This is a genomic window from Tessaracoccus sp. MC1865 (genome assembly GCF_017815535.1).
Lineage (GTDB): Bacteria > Actinomycetota > Actinomycetes > Propionibacteriales > Propionibacteriaceae > Arachnia.
The window spans coordinates 2,540,844-2,558,218 of record NZ_CP072596.1; the positions used below are offsets into that span (position 1 = coordinate 2,540,844).

16 protein-coding genes and 2 pseudogenes are annotated in these 17,375 nt (G+C 71.3%); 7 read left to right on the forward strand and 11 right to left on the reverse strand.

Annotation, left to right across the window (positions count from 1 at the left end; all coding sequences use genetic code 11):
• Positions 1–10 precede the first annotated feature (10 nt).
• Positions 11–742 carry a cobalt-precorrin-6A reductase gene (locus J7D54_RS11895; RefSeq protein ID WP_182764073.1) on the forward strand — a complete coding sequence of 244 codons (732 nt, stop codon included), beginning with the start codon at positions 11–13 and terminating at the stop codon, positions 740–742.
• Here J7D54_RS11895 and J7D54_RS11900 read toward each other — a convergent pair.
• The 7 genes and pseudogenes from J7D54_RS11900 to J7D54_RS11930 form a co-directional block, all read right to left on the reverse strand.
• Positions 721–3,113 (reverse strand): annotated as a pseudogene (locus J7D54_RS11900) (cobyrinate a,c-diamide synthase). The gene J7D54_RS11895 and the pseudogene J7D54_RS11900 sit on opposite strands and share 22 nt — an antisense overlap.
• Positions 3,107–3,652, reverse strand: coding sequence for a cob(I)yrinic acid a,c-diamide adenosyltransferase (gene cobO, locus J7D54_RS11905; protein WP_182764074.1), 546 nt, complete (start codon positions 3,650–3,652; stop codon positions 3,107–3,109). Before cobO ends, J7D54_RS11900 begins: the two are co-directional and overlap by 7 nt.
• Positions 3,649–4,236, reverse strand: coding sequence for a precorrin-6Y C5,15-methyltransferase (decarboxylating) subunit CbiT (gene cbiT / locus J7D54_RS11910; protein WP_182764075.1), 588 nt, complete (start codon positions 4,234–4,236; stop codon positions 3,649–3,651). Before cbiT ends, cobO begins: the two co-directional genes overlap by 4 nt.
• Complete coding sequence (locus J7D54_RS11915; protein ID WP_370585861.1) at positions 4,233–5,030, reverse strand: energy-coupling factor ABC transporter ATP-binding protein; 798 nt, start codon at positions 5,028–5,030, stop codon at positions 4,233–4,235. Before J7D54_RS11915 ends, cbiT begins: the two co-directional genes overlap by 4 nt.
• Positions 5,015–5,761: a cobalt ECF transporter T component CbiQ gene (gene cbiQ, locus J7D54_RS11920; RefSeq protein WP_182764076.1), complete on the reverse strand. Its 747-nt coding sequence runs from the start codon at positions 5,759–5,761 to the stop codon at positions 5,015–5,017. Before cbiQ ends, J7D54_RS11915 begins: the two co-directional genes overlap by 16 nt.
• 4 nt (positions 5,762–5,765) lie before the next feature.
• Positions 5,766–6,074, reverse strand: coding sequence for an energy-coupling factor ABC transporter substrate-binding protein (locus J7D54_RS11925; RefSeq protein ID WP_182764077.1), 309 nt, complete (start codon positions 6,072–6,074; stop codon positions 5,766–5,768).
• On the reverse strand, positions 6,067–6,741 hold the full coding sequence (locus J7D54_RS11930) for an energy-coupling factor ABC transporter permease (RefSeq protein WP_182764078.1): 675 nt from the start codon (positions 6,739–6,741) through the stop codon (positions 6,067–6,069). Before J7D54_RS11930 ends, J7D54_RS11925 begins: the two co-directional genes overlap by 8 nt.
• Before the next feature lie 211 nt (positions 6,742–6,952).
• Between J7D54_RS11930 and J7D54_RS11935 the strand changes: the two genes are divergently transcribed.
• The 6 genes and pseudogenes from J7D54_RS11935 (at position 6,953) to J7D54_RS11960 (ending at position 12,049) form a co-directional block, all read left to right on the forward strand.
• The gene (locus tag J7D54_RS11935; RefSeq protein WP_245243990.1) at positions 6,953–7,609 is read left to right on the forward strand and encodes a precorrin-8X methylmutase; all 657 of its coding nucleotides are present in this window, start codon (positions 6,953–6,955) and stop codon (positions 7,607–7,609) included.
• Positions 7,609–8,388 (forward strand): precorrin-6A synthase (deacetylating), encoded by a 780-nt coding sequence (gene cobF / locus J7D54_RS11940; RefSeq protein WP_182764080.1) that lies wholly within the window; start codon positions 7,609–7,611, stop codon positions 8,386–8,388. Before J7D54_RS11935 ends, cobF begins: the two co-directional genes overlap by 1 nt.
• Positions 8,389–8,521: 133 nt before the next feature.
• Positions 8,522–8,788 (forward strand): annotated as a pseudogene (locus J7D54_RS14470) (DUF222 domain-containing protein); the annotation flags it as partial.
• 1 nt (position 8,789) lies between these two features.
• Positions 8,790–9,950 carry an FRG domain-containing protein gene (locus J7D54_RS11950; protein ID WP_371811094.1) on the forward strand — a complete coding sequence of 387 codons (1,161 nt, stop codon included), beginning with the start codon at positions 8,790–8,792 and terminating at the stop codon, positions 9,948–9,950.
• Positions 9,951–10,026: 76 nt separating this feature from the next.
• A complete protein-coding gene (locus J7D54_RS11955; protein WP_182764083.1) occupies positions 10,027–10,473 on the forward strand; it encodes a hypothetical protein in 447 nt (148 codons plus the stop codon).
• Positions 10,474–10,648: 175 nt separating this feature from the next.
• The gene (locus tag J7D54_RS11960; RefSeq protein WP_182764084.1) at positions 10,649–12,049 is read left to right on the forward strand and encodes an HNH endonuclease signature motif containing protein; all 1,401 of its coding nucleotides are present in this window, start codon (positions 10,649–10,651) and stop codon (positions 12,047–12,049) included.
• 26 nt (positions 12,050–12,075) lie between these two features.
• Here the strand turns inward: J7D54_RS11960 and J7D54_RS11965 are convergent, their stop codons facing one another.
• Genes J7D54_RS11965 through cobI form a run of 4 tightly spaced genes read right to left on the reverse strand, consistent with a single transcriptional unit; the run spans position 12,076 to position 17,352 of the window.
• A complete protein-coding gene (locus J7D54_RS11965; protein WP_182764085.1) occupies positions 12,076–13,290 on the reverse strand; it encodes a CbiX/SirB N-terminal domain-containing protein in 1,215 nt (404 codons plus the stop codon).
• The gene (cobJ, locus tag J7D54_RS11970; RefSeq protein ID WP_182764086.1) at positions 13,287–15,770 is read right to left on the reverse strand and encodes a precorrin-3B C(17)-methyltransferase; all 2,484 of its coding nucleotides are present in this window, start codon (positions 15,768–15,770) and stop codon (positions 13,287–13,289) included. The genes J7D54_RS11965 and cobJ overlap by 4 nt, the downstream gene beginning before the upstream one ends.
• Positions 15,767–16,597, reverse strand: a complete 831-nt coding sequence (gene cobM, locus J7D54_RS11975) for a precorrin-4 C(11)-methyltransferase (protein ID WP_182764087.1) — start codon at positions 16,595–16,597, stop codon at positions 15,767–15,769. Before cobM ends, cobJ begins: the two co-directional genes overlap by 4 nt.
• The gene (gene cobI / locus J7D54_RS11980; protein WP_182764088.1) at positions 16,594–17,352 is read right to left on the reverse strand and encodes a precorrin-2 C(20)-methyltransferase; all 759 of its coding nucleotides are present in this window, start codon (positions 17,350–17,352) and stop codon (positions 16,594–16,596) included. Before cobI ends, cobM begins: the two co-directional genes overlap by 4 nt.
• Between the last annotated feature and the right edge of the window lie 23 nt (positions 17,353–17,375).

Consider the following 17,375-nt stretch of genomic DNA (forward strand, 5'->3'; position numbering starts at 1 on the left):
GGATGGTGGGGTGATCTTGATTCTGGGCGGCACCGCGGAGGGGCGCCGGTTGGCGGCCGCGCTAGGGAGCGGGGCCGTGCTCTCCCTGGCCGGGCGGACGGAGGACCCCTTGACAGTGGGCGACACCCGGCGCGGCGGCTTCGGCGGCGCCGAGGGCTTGGTGTCGTACCTGCGGGAGCACCGCGTCGAGGCGGTGCTGGATGCGACGCATCCGTTCGCCGCCACCATGTCGGCCAACGCCGTGGCCGCCTGCGCCCGGGCAGGGGTGCCGCTGCTGCGCGTGGTGCGGCCCGGCTGGGGCGGGCACCCCCTCGCAGCGACGTGGCGCTGGGTGGATTCGCACCCCGAGGCCGCGGCTGCGGCTGCCGAGGGCGAGCGGACGGTGCTGCTCACCGTGGGGCGGCAGCACACCGTCGACTATGTGCCGGCGCTGGCGGGGCATCGCGTGGTCGCGCGGGTGGCGGAGGCTCCCTCCCAGATCCTTCCTGCGGGCTGGGAGGTGCTGACTGTCCGCGGGCCGCTCACGGTCGACGGCGAGCGGGAGTTGTTCCGCCGGTACGGGGTCGGTGTGGTGGTGACCAAGGACTCGGGAGGCGCGGCCACTGAGGCCAAGCTGACCGTCGCCGAGGAGTACGGGGCCGAGGTGATCATGCTGCGGCGCCCCGAGCTGCCGGCGGCCGACGAGGTGGCGAGCGTCGAGGACGCCCTGGCGTGGGTGAGTCACCGGCCCACCCCCAGCTGACGCAGCGCCTCGACCAGGTGTTCGTGGACGTCCGGCGTGCGCACCGCGAGCCGCAGCCAGGTGGGGCCGAGCCCGGGGAAGGTCTCCCCGCGCCGCACGGCGAAGCCTCGCTGAGCCAGCGCTCGACGTGGTCCTTCCGTGAGCAATTGGGTGGGGTCGTCGGTGGTTTGGGGTGTTTTCCTCGGCGTGTCGCACCGTGACCCCATCCAATTGCTCACGGTGTCGACCAGCACGAACGGGGCGGCACCCGGGACTGTACGCAGGCCGAGGTCCGTGAGGCGCATGACGAGGTCGCGACGATGGGCAGCGGCGTCCCGCGCGAGCCCGGCCGCCTCCGCCCGGGCGCGCGCCGTCAGGCACGCGAGGGTGGCCCGGATGGCCGGGGTGGAGACGGACCACGGCGGCTGCTGGCGCTCGAGCGCCTCGATGAGGGCGGGGTCTCCGACGACGTAGCCCGCGCGGAGACCGGCCAGCGCCCAGGTCTTGGTGAGCGACCGCAGCACCAGCCGCCCGGGCATGCTGGGCGCGATGAGCGTCTCGGGTTCGCCGGGCACGGCGTCGAGGAAGGCCTCGTCCACCACCAGCACCCCGGCGCGCAGCGCGGCCAGGTCAGCCGCGGAGTGCAGCACCGCCGTCGGGTTGGTGGGGTTGCCCACCACGATCAGGTCGGCCGGCGGCACGACGCCGGGGTCGAGTTGAAAGTCGCTCTCGGGGGTCAGTACGTGGCGCTGGGGTGTGCGGCCGGCGGCCAGCAGAGCGGCCTCGGGTTCGGTGAACTGCGGATGCACGATCAGGGACGAGCCGGTGACGGCGCGGGCGATGAGGGTGAAGGCCTCGGCGGAGCCTGCCGTCGGGAGCACCATCGCGGGGTCGACGCCGTGGTGCTCCGCGATGGCCAGCCTGGCGGGTTCCGGGTCCGGGTAGGCGGCCCAGTCGGCGTCGCGCATGATGGCCTCCACCAGCCACGCCGGGGTGCGGGGCTGACGGACGTTGACGGCGAAGTCGATGAGCCCCGGCGCGAGATCCTTGTCGCCGTGGTGCCACAGGTCCGTCATGCGCCCACTGCCTCGGCGAAGCGGGCCGCGAGTTGCGGGTGGCCGGCCCAGTGGACGTGGAGGTAGGACGCGTGCAGCGTGGCGGTGGCAACGCCGTCGGGGTCCGGGAGCAGCCAGGCGGGGCCGGCGGCTGGACGGTTGAGGAGCCGCGTGCGGTGGAACTCGTGGCCGGTGATCTCCTCCCCCGGGCGGCCCAGCAGCGAGGCCCGCTCCGTGGTGGCGGTGCGGTACCCGAGGGTGAGCCGGGGCGCCATCGCGGCGTCGGCGCCGATCGCACCTGCCATGGGGACGCCGTCGAGGCTTCGGCAGAGGTACAGCAACCCGGCACATTCGGCGACCGTGGGGAGGCCTGAGCGGACGGAGTCGCGGATCTCCCCCATCAGGGTGGCATTGGCCGCCAACTCGGCGGCATACATCTCGGGAAAACCGCCGCCCAGCCAGAGCCCGCGGGTCCCTGCAGGGAGGGAGTCGTCGAGGAGGGGGTCGAACTCGACGACGCGGCAACCCGCGGCGGCGAGCAGCTCGTCGGTCTCGGGATAGCGGAAGGTGAAGGCCCGGCCCCCCGCCACGGCGATGGTGGGCGTGCCCTCCACTACGCAGCCCGGATCCGGGCGCCACGGCACCACGCCCAGGGGTGCTGCGGTCCTGGCCACCGCCAGCACCGCGTCGAGGTCGACGTGCGCGGCCACGGCCTCGCCCATGGCGGCGATCTTCGCGTCGTCGCGCTCCGCCGCCGGCACCAGGCCGAGGTGCCGCGACGGCGCCTCGATCTCGAGGTTGCGCGGCAGCACGCCGAGCACCGGCAGGCCCACCTCCTCGACGGCGGCCCGGGCCTCCGTCGCGTGGCGGTCACTGCCCACCTGGTTGAGGATCACCCCCGCCACGCGGATTGCGGGGTCGAAGCGCGCCATCCCCAACGCCACCGCGCCGACGGTGCGCGAGGTGTGCCGGGCGTCGACCACCAGCACGACGGGGGCGTCGAGCAGCCTCGCGACATGGGCCGTCGACCCCTCCCCCCTCGTGCCCAGGCGACCGTCGAAGAGGCCCATCACGCCCTCCACCACGGCGACATCGGCCCCCTCGGCCCCGTGCCTGAACAGCGGCGCGATCAACTCCTCGCCGCACAGCACCGGATCCAGGTTGCGCCCGGGCCGCCCGGTGGCGAGGCCATGGTAGCCGGGGTCGATGTAGTCCGGGCCCACCTTGAACGGCGACACCGTCAGCCCGCGCGCCCGGAGGGCCGCCATCAGGCCCGTCGCGACGGTGGTCTTCCCGCTGCCCGACGACGGTGCGGCCACCACGATCCGGCTCACCATTCGATGCCCGCCTGCCCGCGCTGGCCCTGCGTGAAGGGATGCTTCACGGGCACCATCTCGGTGACGAGATCCGCAGCCTCGATGAGCGGCTGTGGGCACCGTCGACCGGTGATGACCACGTGCTGCGTGCCTGGGCGCTCGTGGAGCACGGTGAGCACCTCGTCGAGATCCACCCAGCCCCAGGCGATGGGGTAGGTGAACTCGTCCAGCAACCAGAAGCGGTGCCGCTCCTCGGCGAGGCCCTCGCGGATCCGTGCCCATCCTTCGCGCGCCCCGGTCTCCGGGTCAGAGGCGGTGTGGGCCCGCGACCAGCTCCAGCCGGTGCCCATCTTCTCCCATGTGACGTCGCCGGCCAGCGCCGCGAACGCCGCCTGCTCCCCGGTACGCCACTTGGCCGACTTCACGAACTGGTAGACGCCCACGCTCCAGCCCTGGGCCCAGGCGCGCAGTGCCATGCCGACGGCGGCGGTGGTCTTGCCCTTCCCGTCGCCCGTGTGGACGGCCAGGACGGGCCGGTTGCGCAGTTCCTTCGTGCTCATCGCTGCAGCGCCCACGTCACGACGGTGCGCGCCGGGGTCCAGCCCAGCAGGCGACCGATCGGCTCGGCGTGCTCGACGCCGACCCTCGCCAGCGCGCCACCCCACCGTCGATGGGCCGCGACACACACCTCTTCGGCCTCGACCGTCACGCCGTGCACGACGATCCGGCCGCCCTCCGGCAGCCGGCCGATGGCCAGCTCCACCAGGGCGGGTGTCGCGCCGCCGCCGATGAACACGGCGTCGGGGTCCGGCAGCTCGGCGAGCGCGTCCTCGACGGCGCCCCGGACCAGTGTGTAGCTTCCGGCCGGCGCCAACCGCCTGGCGTTGGCCTCCGCCCGGTCAGCCCGCTGATCGACCCGCTCCACACCGACGCAGCGACAACCTTCCGCCGCGCGGCACCACTCGATGCCCACCGAACCAGCGCCGGCCCCCAGATCCCACAGCAACTCACCCGGCATCGGCCGCAGGTGCGCCAGGGCGCCTGCGCGCAGCGTCCGCTTCGTGATCAACCCATCGTGCTCGAAGACCTCCTCCGGCAGGCCGGGGGTGCGGCCGAGGACGGTGCAGTGCGGGTCGTTGATCATCGTGCCTCCAGCAGTGCGGTGACGTCGTCGAGGTGTCTCGGGGTGCCCGCCAACCCGAGGCGACCCGCGAGCTCGAGCGGCCACGGACGGTGGAGCCGGGCGGCGGTCAGCAGCGCCGCGTCGTTCAGCAGCGACACCGGCCCCTGCCGCACGTTACCGTCCACCACCACGGCGACCTCGTCGGCCCAGGCCAGCGCGAACGCCACATGGTGCGTGGCCAGCAGGATCCCGGCGTCCAGGCCGTCCAGGGCGGCCAGCAGTTCGTGGACACCCTCGGGGTCGAGGCCCGCGGTGGGTTCGTCCAGCAACAGGTAGTCGGGACGCATCGCGACGGCGCCCGCGAGCGCCACCCGCTTCCGCTCGCCGTAGCTGAGGCGATGCGTCGGCCGCGCCGCGAGGTGCGCGATGCCCAGTTGCCGCAGCGTCTCGTCCACCCGCACTGCGGCGTCGGTCTCGGACAGCCCCAGGTTCAGCGGCCCGAACGACACGTCCTGGCGCACGTCGGCGGAGAACAACTGGTCGTCGGGGTCCTGCAGCACGAGCTGCACGCGGCGACGGTGGGCGCGCAACCCGGCGCGCGACCGCTGCAGCTGCTGATCGTCGAGGAGCACCCTGCCGGAGCGCAGTTCCAGGGCCCCGGCCAACGCGTGCAAGAGCGTGGTCTTCCCGGACCCGTTGGCGCCGAGCAGCGCCACCTTCCCGCGCCCCACCTGGATGGACGCGCCGGACAGCACGGGCCGGTCCGGGTAGGCGACCGTGATCTCCTCGGCAACCAGCATCACGCCACCGCCCAGACGGCGAGCCAGATGCCGACGACGAGCGCGGCGTCGCGCAGCACGCTCAGCCCGGCAGCACCCGGGGCGGGCCGCAGGGTCGGCAGGTCCTCCTCGTAGCCGCGCAGCGCCAGGCCGTGCTGCAGGCGCGTGGCGCGGTCCCAGGTGCGCAGCAGGACGGTGCCGGTGGCGTCGGCGGCGTAGCGCAGCCGGCGGGTGAACGGGGCGTCGGCGGACAGTCTGGCCTGCTGCGCCTGCTGAAGAGCGACGGCGGTGCTCAGCAGCACGAACACCAGCCGGTACATCAGCTCGGCGATCTCCAGCAGCGGTGCCGGGATGCGCAACCCGCGACACCAGGCGAGCAGGTCCACCATGGTCGTGGTGGTGACCAGCAGCAGCAGGGCGAGCGTGCCCGCGACGCCGTGTGCCAGCACATCCAGCGCCCTGGCCCCGCCGTCGGGCGCCCACGAGAGCACGGCAGCGCCGCCCACCTGCACGGCGAGCGGAAGGACCCCCACGGCGATGAAGACCACCGGCGGCACCGTGACGAGCGCCACGAGGGAGGCCCGGATCCGTGCGGAACCCAGCATCAGCGCGACGGCGACCGCAGCCACCAGCGCGGACCCTGGCCACGCCGGGGTCACCAGTGCCGTGAGGACCAGGGCGAGCGACAACGCCACCCTGATGCCGACGGGACGCGCGCGCCACGGCGACCCCCAGGCCGCGTCGTCGACCGTCGCCAAGTGCGCCATGGCCCTACTCCTCCGTAGCGTCGGGAGAGACGCGACGGGTCAGGCGGCCCAGCAGGAAGCCGAGAACGACTCCCCCGACAGCCGCCTGGATGGCGAAGAGGCCGGCCTCCACCTCCGGCCCGTAGCTGGCGGGCGAGAAGAGGGGCTCTGCCCAGGGCTCGGCGGGGAGCATCGCCCCCACCGTCGCATCCGTTCCCTCGAAAGTGGCGCCGTCGGGAGCGAGGACCACCGCGAGGAGGTAGCCCACCACCAGCGCGGCGATGATGGCGATGACGGTGACCAGCTCCCAGGTGCGGAACCTACCCCTAGACATGGGCGCCCTCGCTGAGCAGGCCCAGGCGCACCAGTTCGGGGCGCGCGGCGCGCGCCAGAAACCCGAAAACCAGGACGCCCAGCACTCCCTCTGCCGCGGCGAGGGGGATCTGCGTGAGCGCGAACACCGTGGCGAACTTGGCGAAGGCTGCAGCGAAGCCGCCCGCAGCGTCGGGGTACGCCAGCGCCAACTGCGCGGAGGTGACCAGGTACGTGGTGAGGTTGGCCACGAACATGGCGCAGCACACCGGCAGCCATGCCGGCGGGCGCAGGGCCCGGACGAGGCGGAAGGCGCCGTAGGCGGCCCACGGGCCGGCCACCGCGAAGGAGAAGACGTTGGCGCCGAGTGTCGTGAGGCCCCCGTGCGCCAACAGCAGCGCCTGGAAGAGCAGCACCAGCGTGCCGATGAGCGCCATCACGGGCGGGCCGAACACCGCGGCCCCCAACCCGGTACCGGTGGGATGCGACGACGAACCGGTCACCGATGGCAGCTTAAGCGCGCTCAGCACCAACGTGAAGGCACCGACGGCGGCGATGAGCAGTTTGTTCTCTGGGCGCTCGCGTGAGCTCCGCACCACGGCGACGGCGCCGTGGATCACGAACGGTGCGGACGCTGCGAACCAGGCTGCGCAATGCAGCGGTGGCAGCATCCCCTCTGCGATGTGCATGGGGATTCCTTTCGGCCGGGATGTCGCGTCCCGGCGATCGGGTGGTGGGGATCCAGTTCCTGACTCTCCGCCCGGCTGGGCGGTTCACAGTGGCGCGACCGTGCCGGCTCGTTCCGGCTTCCTGGTCTCCTCACGGGGGGTTTTGTGTTGTGTCCCCATCCAACCAGACACCCCTCGCGAGGACCGCCGGGGGGTGCACTACGGTGTCGGCGTGACCTACGACTACCTCACCGACGGCTCCGAGATCTACCGCGAGAGCTTCCGCATCATCCGGGAGGAGACCAACCTGGAGCGCTTCCCAGAGGACATCAGCCGCGTCGTGGTGCGCATGGTGCACGCCAGCGCGGCCACCAACCTCGCCGACGACGTGGACTTCACGCCGGGGGTCGTCGCAGCGGCCAACGCCGCGCTGCGGGCCGGGGCGCCCATCTTCTGCGACTCGTCGATGGTCGCAACCGGCATCATCCGCTCGCGTCTCCCGCGCGACAACGAGGTGATCTGCCACATCAAGGACCCGGCGCTGGCCCAATTGGCTGCTGACAAGGGCATGACCAAGACGATGGCCGCCATCGACCTGTGGCTGCCCCGCCTCGACGGCGCAGTCGTCGCCATCGGAAACGCCCCCACCGCGCTCTTCCGGCTGCTCGAAGTGGTGGCAGAAACCGGGCTCCGGCCCGCCGCCGTGGTGGGCATCCCGGTGGGCTTCGTCGGCGCCGCGGAATCGAAGGCGGCGTTGGCCGCCAACAGCCTCGGCCTGGAGTACCTGGTGGTGCACGGCCGACGCGGCGGCTCGGCGTTGACGGTGGCCGCGGTCAACGCGATCGCCAGCGTGGACGAGCTGACCAACACGTCCCGGCAGGAGGGCTGATGGGCCGCGAGGTAGCGCTGATCGGCATCGGCGCGGGCGACCCGAACTGGCTCACGCTCGAAGCGGTCGCGGCGATCCGCGAGCTCGACGTCCTGTTCGTGGTGGTCAAGGAGGACGAGTACGAGGAGCCCGTCGCGTTCCGGCGTGATCTGGTGGCCCGGCACCGGGGATCTGATCTTCCCGGTGTGCGCGTGGTGGAGTTGACAGACCCGCCCCGGCCCTGGCGCAGCACGCCCGACTATCCCGCCGCTGTGACCCGGTGGCGGCAGCAGCGCTTCGAGCAGTGGGGCGCCGCCATCGACGGGGCGCTCGGCGCCGGCGAGACCGGCGGCTTCCTGGTGTGGGGCGACCCCAGCCTGTACGAGTCGACGCTGGCCATCGTCGAGCGCATCGCGGAGGCCGCCGTCGAACCGTTCTCGGTCCGCGTGCTCCCAGGGATCAGTTGCGTGCTGGCGCTGGCGGCGCGGCACCGCATCCCGCTCAACCGGCAGGGCAGGGCCGTGCAGATCAGCCCAGCGCGGCTCCTGGCCGACGGGCTGCCCGACGGCGTGGACGACGTCGTCGTGATGCTCGACGGTAAGCAGACCTTCGCGACGATCGATCCCGCCGGCATCGAGATCTACTGGGGCGCGTACCTGGGCACGCCGGATGAGATCCTCCTCAGCGGCCGACTGTCCGACGTCCGGGAGGAGATCACCCGGGTGCGGGCCGACGCCGCGGCCCGTAAGGGATGGATGTTCGACACCTACCTGTTGCGGCGGGTGGGGCTCGACGCCTGAGCCTGCCGCCTGCAACTGGTCGAAGGATCCCGACGCCGACCGCGATGCCCACCCGCCCGGCCTGCGCCTCCACCTCCTCCATGAGGCCCGCCTCTCCGCCGCAGACAGTGTCGTCGACGTGGACCGCCAATCCGTGCGCACCACCACCGGTCAGGCCACCGCCTGCCTGAAACTGGCGCTGGATCTCGGGGAGCGGTTCCCGCTCATCGCTGCGGCGTTGAACAACGGGGAGATCTCCCTGGCGCAGGCCGAGGCGATCGTCTCGGGGTTGCGGAAGCTGCCCGGCCGGTTGACCCGCGCCGATCTGGTGGAGTGCCAGAGGTCGGCGCTTGAGCATGTGGACACGCTGGGGCCTTCGGAGTTGCGGGAGTTGGCGTCGCGGCTGGTCGAGGTGATTGATCCTGACCTGGCGGACGCCGACGAGGCGAAACGCCTGGCGGCCGAAGAGCGGGCCGCGCGGCGAGGCAGGTTCCTGGCGCCTTTCGCCGGACCGTCACGACTCGATCCGGATCACCGGGCAACTGCCCGTGGCGGATGCCGCCTTGCTGGCGGCGCAGCTGGAGGCGTTGCTGCCGTCGGCCTCCTCGTACGCGAATGCGGGCGAGACGCCGGGGCCGGACGTTCGCCGCGCCGACGCGCTGGTGCTGCTGGTCCAGGCCGCGGCCGCGTCCGGCGAGCTTCCGGCCCATGGCGGAGACCGGCCACGGGTCCACATCACCATGCACCTCGACACCCTCACCACCGGGCTGGGAGCGGTGGGGTTGCCGGGCCTCGACGTCGACGGCCTCACCCCAGGAGCGGCCCGCAGAATGGCGTGCGACGCGGGCGTGATCCCCATGGTGCTCGGCAGCGACTCCCAGCCCCTCAACGTCGGCAGAGAGCATCGGCTGTTCACCCCCGCCATCCGCGCCGCCCTGATCTTCCGTGACGCGGGCTGCGCGTTCCCCCACTGCGCCGCCACACCGGCCTCGTGTGAGGCGCACCACATCATCCCCTGGTGGGCAGGCGGAGAATCGTCGATCAACAACCTGGCTAGTTACCAATCTGGTCCCACCTGTCACAGGTTTGCCCCGGCGCACGGGTTCCACGAGTCGGGCATCGAAGATGGCGGGCCTTTGCGCCACCAACCGTTTACTACCGTTCCGGTAGGGTCGCGCGTATGGCGGGGCAGAGACTTGAGTAACGGCTTTATGTGGAAGATGACCGGCTGGTACGTTGAGCCCAAAAGCGCCAGAGACGTGATGCAGGTCTTAGGGTCTATTGGCGTGTACAGCCGGGGTCAGAAGTTCGCGTGGCGCGGGATGAGCAGCATCGACTTCGATCTGCGTTCATCGCTTCATCGGCGCTTGGGGCACAAAGTGACCGAAGACCAGATGCGCCGGGCGGAACTCGCGTCACTGGCTGAGGCGCGAAATTGGGGCTTCGGGATCACGGAAAACGGTCACGTTGATGACCTCCAACTATTGGCTGACCTTCAACACTTCGGGGCGCCCACCAGACTTCTGGATTTTACTAGTAATCCGATGACTGCCCTATGGTTCGCATGTCAGCCAGCAACCTGAAACAAATGGACAGGGCAGCAGACCTTCTAAGACGGGGCTCCTCTTGGCTCTTAACGTGACGAGATGGCCGAAGCACATGACGGTCGGCGATGCCTACGAGCCGCCTACGTATGGCTCCATTGGCAACCCCGTCGGTTGGACCCTTGAGCAGGCGCTCGAAACGACTGGGCCATTCTTGGTCGAGCAGTCAAACCCGAATCCTCGACTCCGTGCACAAGAGGGCTTCTTCGTCGCTGGCGCATTGCCTAAACAGGACTTGGCGCGGGATCTTTCCGGTCCTTTCGCCAGCCTCGACATCGAGGTTCCACCCGGGGATAGCGAGAGATTGCAGAGTCGACTCACCGCAGAACGCAGCCGTGGCAATCCGATGCACCTCCCTCTGGTGGCTGTGATTATCAATGCGGGTTTGAAGAAACGTCTCCTTGCTTATCTGGAGAATTCGTACAACCGCAGCGCGCGCGTTCTGTTTCCTGACTATCCCGGTTTCGTCAATTTCGGGCTACCGAACTTTGAGGGAACGTGATCCTGAGCCTGCCGCCTGCAACTGGTCGAAGGATCCCGACGCCGACCGCGATGCCCACCGCCCGTGATCGGCCACGTAGCGACGGAAATTGTCAGAGGTCAGTGCTAGCGCAAGTTGCCTTTGACAAGGGCCTTTTCCCTTGTTTTAGACCGTGCGTTCCTTTAGAATAGTTCACATGAGCGAAGCGCGGGAACTGATGCAGCAGGGTATCGCTGCGCTCTGGGACGCCGTAGGCTCACTCCGCACTGATTCACCGGCCGCAGAACGGTTGGCCACCATGGTGCACACCGTCACCGAGGCCGAGGCCCAACTGGCCGGCCTGCGTCTCCACCTCCTGCACGAGGCCCGCCTCTCCGCCGCAGACAGTGTCGTCGACGAGGTCCGTCAGTCCGTGCGCACCACCACAGCCCAGGCCACCGCGTCGTTGAAACTGGCGCTGGATCTCGGGGAACGCTTCCCGCTGATCGCCGCGGCGTTGAACGACGGGGAGATCTCGCTGGCGCAGGCCGAGGCGATCATCTCCGGGCTGCGGAAGCTGCCCGGCCGGTTGACCCGCGCAGATCTGGTGGAGTGCCAGAAGTCGGTCCTTGAACACGTGGACACCCTGGGGCCTTCGGAGTTGCGGGAGTTGGCGTCGCGGCTGGCCGAGGTGATCGATCCTGACCTGGCGGAGGCTGACGACGCGAAGCGTCTGGCAGCCGAAGAGCGGGCCGCGCGCAGGGGAAGGTTCCTGCGTCTGTCACCGGACCATCACGGCTCGATCCGGATCACCGGCCTGCTACCGGTGGCAGATGCCGCGTTGTTGGCCGCGCAACTGGAGGCGTTGCTGCCGTCGGCCTCCTCCTACGCGGACGCGGGCGAAACTCCGGGGCCGGACGTACGACGCGCCGACGCCCTGGTGCTGCTGGCTCAGGCCGCGGCCGCTGCCGGTGACCTGCCTGCTCATGGCGGGGACCGGCCCCGGGTCCACATCACCATGCACCTCGACACCCTCACCACCGGGCTGGGAGCGGTCGGGTTGCCGGGCCTCGACGTCGACGGCCTCGCCCCAGGAGCGGCCCGCAGAATGGCGTGCGACGCGGGCGTGATCCCCATGGTGCTCGGCAGCGACTCCCAGCCCCTCGACGTCGGCCGCGAGCATCGGTTGTTCACCCCCGCCATCCGCGCTGCCCTGATGCTGCGGGACGGGGGCTGCGCGTTCCCCCACTGCACCGCCACACCGGCCTCGTGTGACGCGCACCACATCGTCCCCTGGTGGGCAGGCGGAGGATCCTCACTCGCCAACGGCGTTCTCCTCTGCCCGCACCATCACCGGCTGGTCGAGCCAGACCCACAACAGTCACCCGAATCACAATGGCAGGTCCACCTGGACCAGGTCACCGGGATGCCGTGGTTCACCCCACCCCGACATGTCGATCCGGCGCGCAGACCCAGGCAACACCCACGACACCTGATGCGCGAACTCACCCCGTCAGCCAAGGCACCACCCCGCCCGGACGAATCCGAGCCCCCTGACTTCAGCCGGCTCGAGGAACTCATCGCCCGCACCGCCGTAGTCTGGCAACCCGCCAGCTGAGCTAGGGCTGGCTCAGGACACGACGCTCAGGAGTCGGGGTCCGCGACCACCGCCACCACCGCGTCGCGGACCGCGCGGGACAGGCGCGGGTCCCGGTTGCCGATCACCGCGACCGTCAGCCCGTGTGCGTCCGCCGTTGCCGGCGTCCACGCGGTGCCGGCCCGTGCGTCGTCGGCCCGCACGCAGAACCGGTGGTGCGCCTCGGCCATCTGGGAGGCGGCGCGGTTCGCCGTCGGGTCATCGGTGGCGGCGAGGATGTACCAGGCGTCACCCAGGTCGGAATCGAGGAACGCCCGCCGGATCCATTCAAACCGGCCCTCCTCAGCGAGCATCCGCAGCGCGGGCGTCAGATGGGGCGCCACCACCCTCAGCCGCGCCCCGGCCTCCAGCAGCCGTGGCACGCGGCGCTCCGCGACCTTGCCGCCGCCCAGCACCAGCACGTCTCGGTTGCGCAGCAACAGCCCCGCCAGATAGGTGGGCGACCCATGCGGCGGCGCCTCCGGCAGCATCTCCAGGTAGCGCTCCACCACCACGTCGGCCAGTTCCGCGCACGCCCCGATCACATCGGCCACCCGCACCTCGGCATCTGGGTGGGCGGCGGCCCATTCGTCGGTCTGCCGCTGCGTCCAGGTGCTGAGCATGCCGGGGAACAGCCAGTGCCCCATCACCACGATGCGGCGTGCCCCCGCCGCGTACGAACGATCCAGGGCGGTGGGCAGCGACGGGCGGGTGACCTGGATGAACGCCGGTTCGACGTCGGCCCACTCCCCCCGCTCCAGCAGCATGCGGGCCAGGCGCACGTGATCGGCGTTCGCGTCCGGCACCAGGGCGCCACGGCCCACGAACACCACGCTGGTCTCGGCAGGTGCCCAATCGCCGCGGGCCGCGTGGAGCCGGCCCTCGACGGCCTCCATCAGGCGCGGATGCGGGCCCAGATGCGCCGCGTAGTCCACGTGCGCCCCGGGCACCGCCGAGCGAGCCTCCGCAATGAACTCCGGGATATCGGAGCGCACGTGCCCGCCGGTGCCCAGCATCAGCGGGACGACGACCGCGCGCGGCCCATGCTGCTCCAGTGCCTGGGTGAGGGCTGCGGTGATGGACGGCTCAGTGAGTTCGACGAACCCCACGTTGACCGGCACGCCAGGCACCCTCTCGCGCACCAACTGGGCGAGTTCCAGGCACGCCTCCACTCCCGCTTCGAGCCGCGTGCCGTGGGCCGCGATCAACAGGGGGGTCCTCATGCGTTGTCCTTGGGGTGTAGTTCGGGCGCCGGTCCTTGGTGAGCCTGCAGCTCGTTCGCGGCGCCCTGCTCTTCCAGAACCACCGACCCTGTCCGGTGTATTCCCTGCCCCTCTGGAACCGCCGGATCCATCCAGGTGTAATCCCGCGGGGTGACCATCAGCTGGCGCCCCCCGCCGGACGTGACGTACTTCGTCGACGACGAGCCCACCACGACAAGGGAATTCATGTCCACCCACTCGGGCCGGAACTCCGCCAGCGTACTCAGGATGACCTTCTGTCGAGGGCGCTCCGCCTGCTGGACCACCGCCACAGGGGTGTCGGGTGGGCGGTGCTCGCCGAGGATCTCCAGGGCCCGCGGGAGATGCGCCACCCGCTTGCGGGAGCGCGGGTTGTAGAGGACCGTGACGAAGTCGCCGACGGAGGCGCCGTGGAGGCGCCGCTCAATGGACTCCCAGGGGGTGTGCAGGTCGGACAACGAGATGGTGGCATGGTCGTGGCCCAGCGGCGCGCCAAGGATGGCGGAAACCGCGAGCGAGGCGGTCACGCCGGGCACGACGTCGACGTCCACGCCGTCGGTGCCCTGCTCCAGCACGGGGCTGGCCATCGCGTAGATCGCCGGGTCGCCGCCGCAGACCAGGGCGACGTTCTCGCCGGCCCGGGCCGCGTCGATCGCCGAGGCCGTGCGCTCCTCCTCGGTGCCCATCTTCGTGGCCATGATGCGGGCGCCGGGGCGGATGAGGTCGCGGATCTGCTTGACGTACGGGGCGTACCCGACGACGTAGGTGGCCTGCTGGAGACGCTGCTTCGCGCGGGGCGTGAGGAGGTCGCGGACCCCGGGGCCGAGCCCCACGACGCTGAGCCGCCCCCGCGCGGGGATACGGCCGACGGCGCACGTGGCGTCCTGGGTCTTCTGCTTGGGCACGATGAGGCGGGCGCCGCGCGCCATCACAGAGGCCTCCGAGACCGACGGCGTGCCGACGTGCTCCAGCGCGTACTGGCTGGGCGTCGGCACGTCGAAGACGGCCAGTTCCGCGGCCGGGTAGTCGAGGAGTTTGACCCCCAACTGATGGGCTAGCTGGATCAGCCCGAGCTCGCCGGCCTTGGCGTCTATGGTGGTGAGCGCGGTCACCGACTCGAGGGCCAGGTTGTGCTCAGCGAGGGTCGCCTCGAGGAGTCCGCGGAGGTGCTCGGCGGAGGTGCCCTTGTTGCAGCCCATGCCCACCACGAGGCTGGGGGGATGCAACACGACGGTGGGGACTCTTTCAGTCTCAACCAGCGTGTGGTCAGTGACGAGGATCCGGGCGACGGGGCGCTCGGCGTTCTCTGACACGTTGGCCGGCAGCGGCGGCAGCGGCCACGGCTGCCACTTCTGCACGAGCACCGGCCCGCCGTCGATGATGGCCCGGGTGACGGCCGCGACGTCGCCGGAGTAGGCCCAGCCCAGGGTGTCCAGGGCGGGGATGTTCAGCGCGTCGGTGGCGGTGGTCAGCACCGGCGTGGCGCCTGTGGCCTCGGCGATCCGCCGGGCGAGGTCGTTGGCGCCGCCCGCATGCCCGCCCACCAGCGGGACGGCGAACCGGCCGGCCTCGTCGACGACGACCACGGCGGGGTCGGTCTTCTTGTCCCGCAGCAACGGCGCGATGATGCGCGAGGTCGCTCCCAGGGCGAGGTGGCTGACGATGAGATCGCACCGCTGCCAGGCGGCCGCCAGCCCTTCGCAGGCCGGGCCGTCGAAGCGGAGCGTGGCTCCGACGACGCCGTCGATGGCGTCGGCGTGCCGCCGAGCCGCCGCCGAGTTGGTGACCTGACCGATCACGTTCCCTGAGCCCTCGACGCGCCCTGAGCCAGCCCCAGCGCTGAGCCCCGGACCGGTCGAACGGCGGACGCCCAGGCCGTCGAGGATGATCACGACGTTGGGCTCCGCCACGTCTGCCGTCAGCGCCTCCTCGGGCGAGAACCAGCGCACCTGTTCGTCGGCTTCCCCCAGCCGTTCGGCGACGACGAAGCGCAACCCCTCGGCAGGGGCGAGCGCAGCCGCGATCTCGCGCAGGCCGGTACCCGGCCCGGTGAGCACCGCGACCTTCGGGTGCCTGCGCGCCGCGGCCACGGCGTCGTCGATGGGGCGCCCGTGGGCGGAGACCACGACGGCGTCATCCCAGGGCAGCGCGACGGCAGCGAAGGCGGCCGCCACGGAACTCACCGCCGGCCGCACCGACAGCTCGAAGCCGTCGGCACGGAGCCGGCGCACGATGCCGTGGAAGCCGGGGTCGCCGCTGGCGATCACCAGCGCGTCGGCGCCGTCCGGCAGGGAGCGCAGCCGCTCCAGCGCCGGGGTCAGCGCGCCGAGCACCACCCGGCGCGGCTCCTCCACCCCCAAAGCCTCCAGGTGCCGCCGGCCGCCGACCACCAGCGCCGCCCGCTCGGCCAGCGCAACCGTCTCCGGGGCGAGCTGCCCCAGGTAACCGTGGACGTGGATCATGACAGTTCCTCCGTGACGCCCCGCGTGCCGTGGGCGCGCAGGTCTGCCTGCGCCTGGGGTTCGGCCGCGCGGTACTCGTGCCGGAACCCGGGATGGTAGAGATGCGAGCGGGTACTGAGCGGTCCTTCAGCCAGCGCCGGACCCACCAGGACGACGGTGTGCTTCCACAGCTTGTGCTCGCGCATCGTCGCCGAGAGTTCGTCGAGTGCGCAGCGCAGCATCATCTCGTCGGGCCAGGTCACGCGGTACCCGACGATGCACGGGGTCTCCGGCGGGTAGCCGCCCGCCAGGAGCTCGTCCTGCAGCACCTTGTTGCGCGCCGCGGACAGGTACAGCGCCATGGTGGCGCCGTGCGCGGCGAACGAGCGCACGGTCTCCTTCGGGGGCATCGGCGTGCGGCCGCCCTCCAGCCTGGTGAGGATCAGCGACTGCGACACCTCCGGCACCGTGATCTCCACCTCCATGCGCGCCGCCGCGGCCGAGAAGGCGGAGATGCCGGGCACCGATTCGAAGTCGAGCCCCAGTTCGCGGATAAGGTCGCGCTGCTCCGCGGTGGCGCCGTAGATGGAGGGGTCGCCGGTGTGCACCCTGGCGACGGTGAGCCCCTCGTCGCGGGCCCGCTCGTAGAGGGGCGCGATGTCCTCCAGCGAGGCGGACGCGGAATCGATGACCTCGGCCCCCGGTTTCACGCCTGCGACGATGTCGGGATGCACCAGCGAGGACGCCCAGATGACGATGTCGGCCTCCCCGATCACGCGCGCCCCGCGCAGCGTGATGAGATCAGCGGCGCCCGGACCGGCACCGACGAACACCACCTTGCCGCTCACAGCGCACCGCCCGTCCCCGTGCGGCGCGGGGCGCTCAGCACGGTGGAGAAGTAGGGCGCCCGTTCGTCGTCGGTCAGGTCGTCCAGCGCCACGAGCCGCTGCCCCTCGAGGGACACGTTGACGCCCAGCACGGCGTCGCGCCCCTCCTCCCGGAGCACGCGCACCAGTTCGGGTAGCTTCCGGCCACCCTTGTAGGCGACCACGGTGTCGGCGGCTCCCAACAACTCCCGCACCCGGTCGAGGCCGACGGTGACCGGAACCAGCGCCAGGATCTCCTGCCCCTCCACGAGCGGCGTCTTCGACTCCGCGGCCAGCGCCTGCATCGCTGTGATCCCGGGAATCACCTCCACCTCGACGCCCTGCCGCGACTCCACGACGTGCGCCGCCAGGTACGAGAACGTCGAGTACACCGACGGATCGCCGACGGTGGCGAAGGCCACGCGCTGGGCCCCGCCGTCGAATTCCTCCAGCGCGGCCGACGCGGAGGTGAGCCACGCCTCCTTCCGCCTGTCCGAGACGCCGCTTCGGTCCGCCATGGAGAACGGGATGCGCCGGATCCGCGCGTCGGGCGCGACGTCCGCGACGATCAGCTCAGCGCGGCCCGGACCGTCGCCGGAGGCCTCCGTCGCGGGGACGAGGACGACGTCGGCCGCCCTCAGCGCCAGCGCAGCTTTGATGGTGGTGAGAGTGGGATCTCCTGGGCCGACACCGACGCCGATCAGACGTCGTGGGGCAGGGGCGGGGACGGTGGACACCGTGGCCTCCTGTGGGTTCGCTC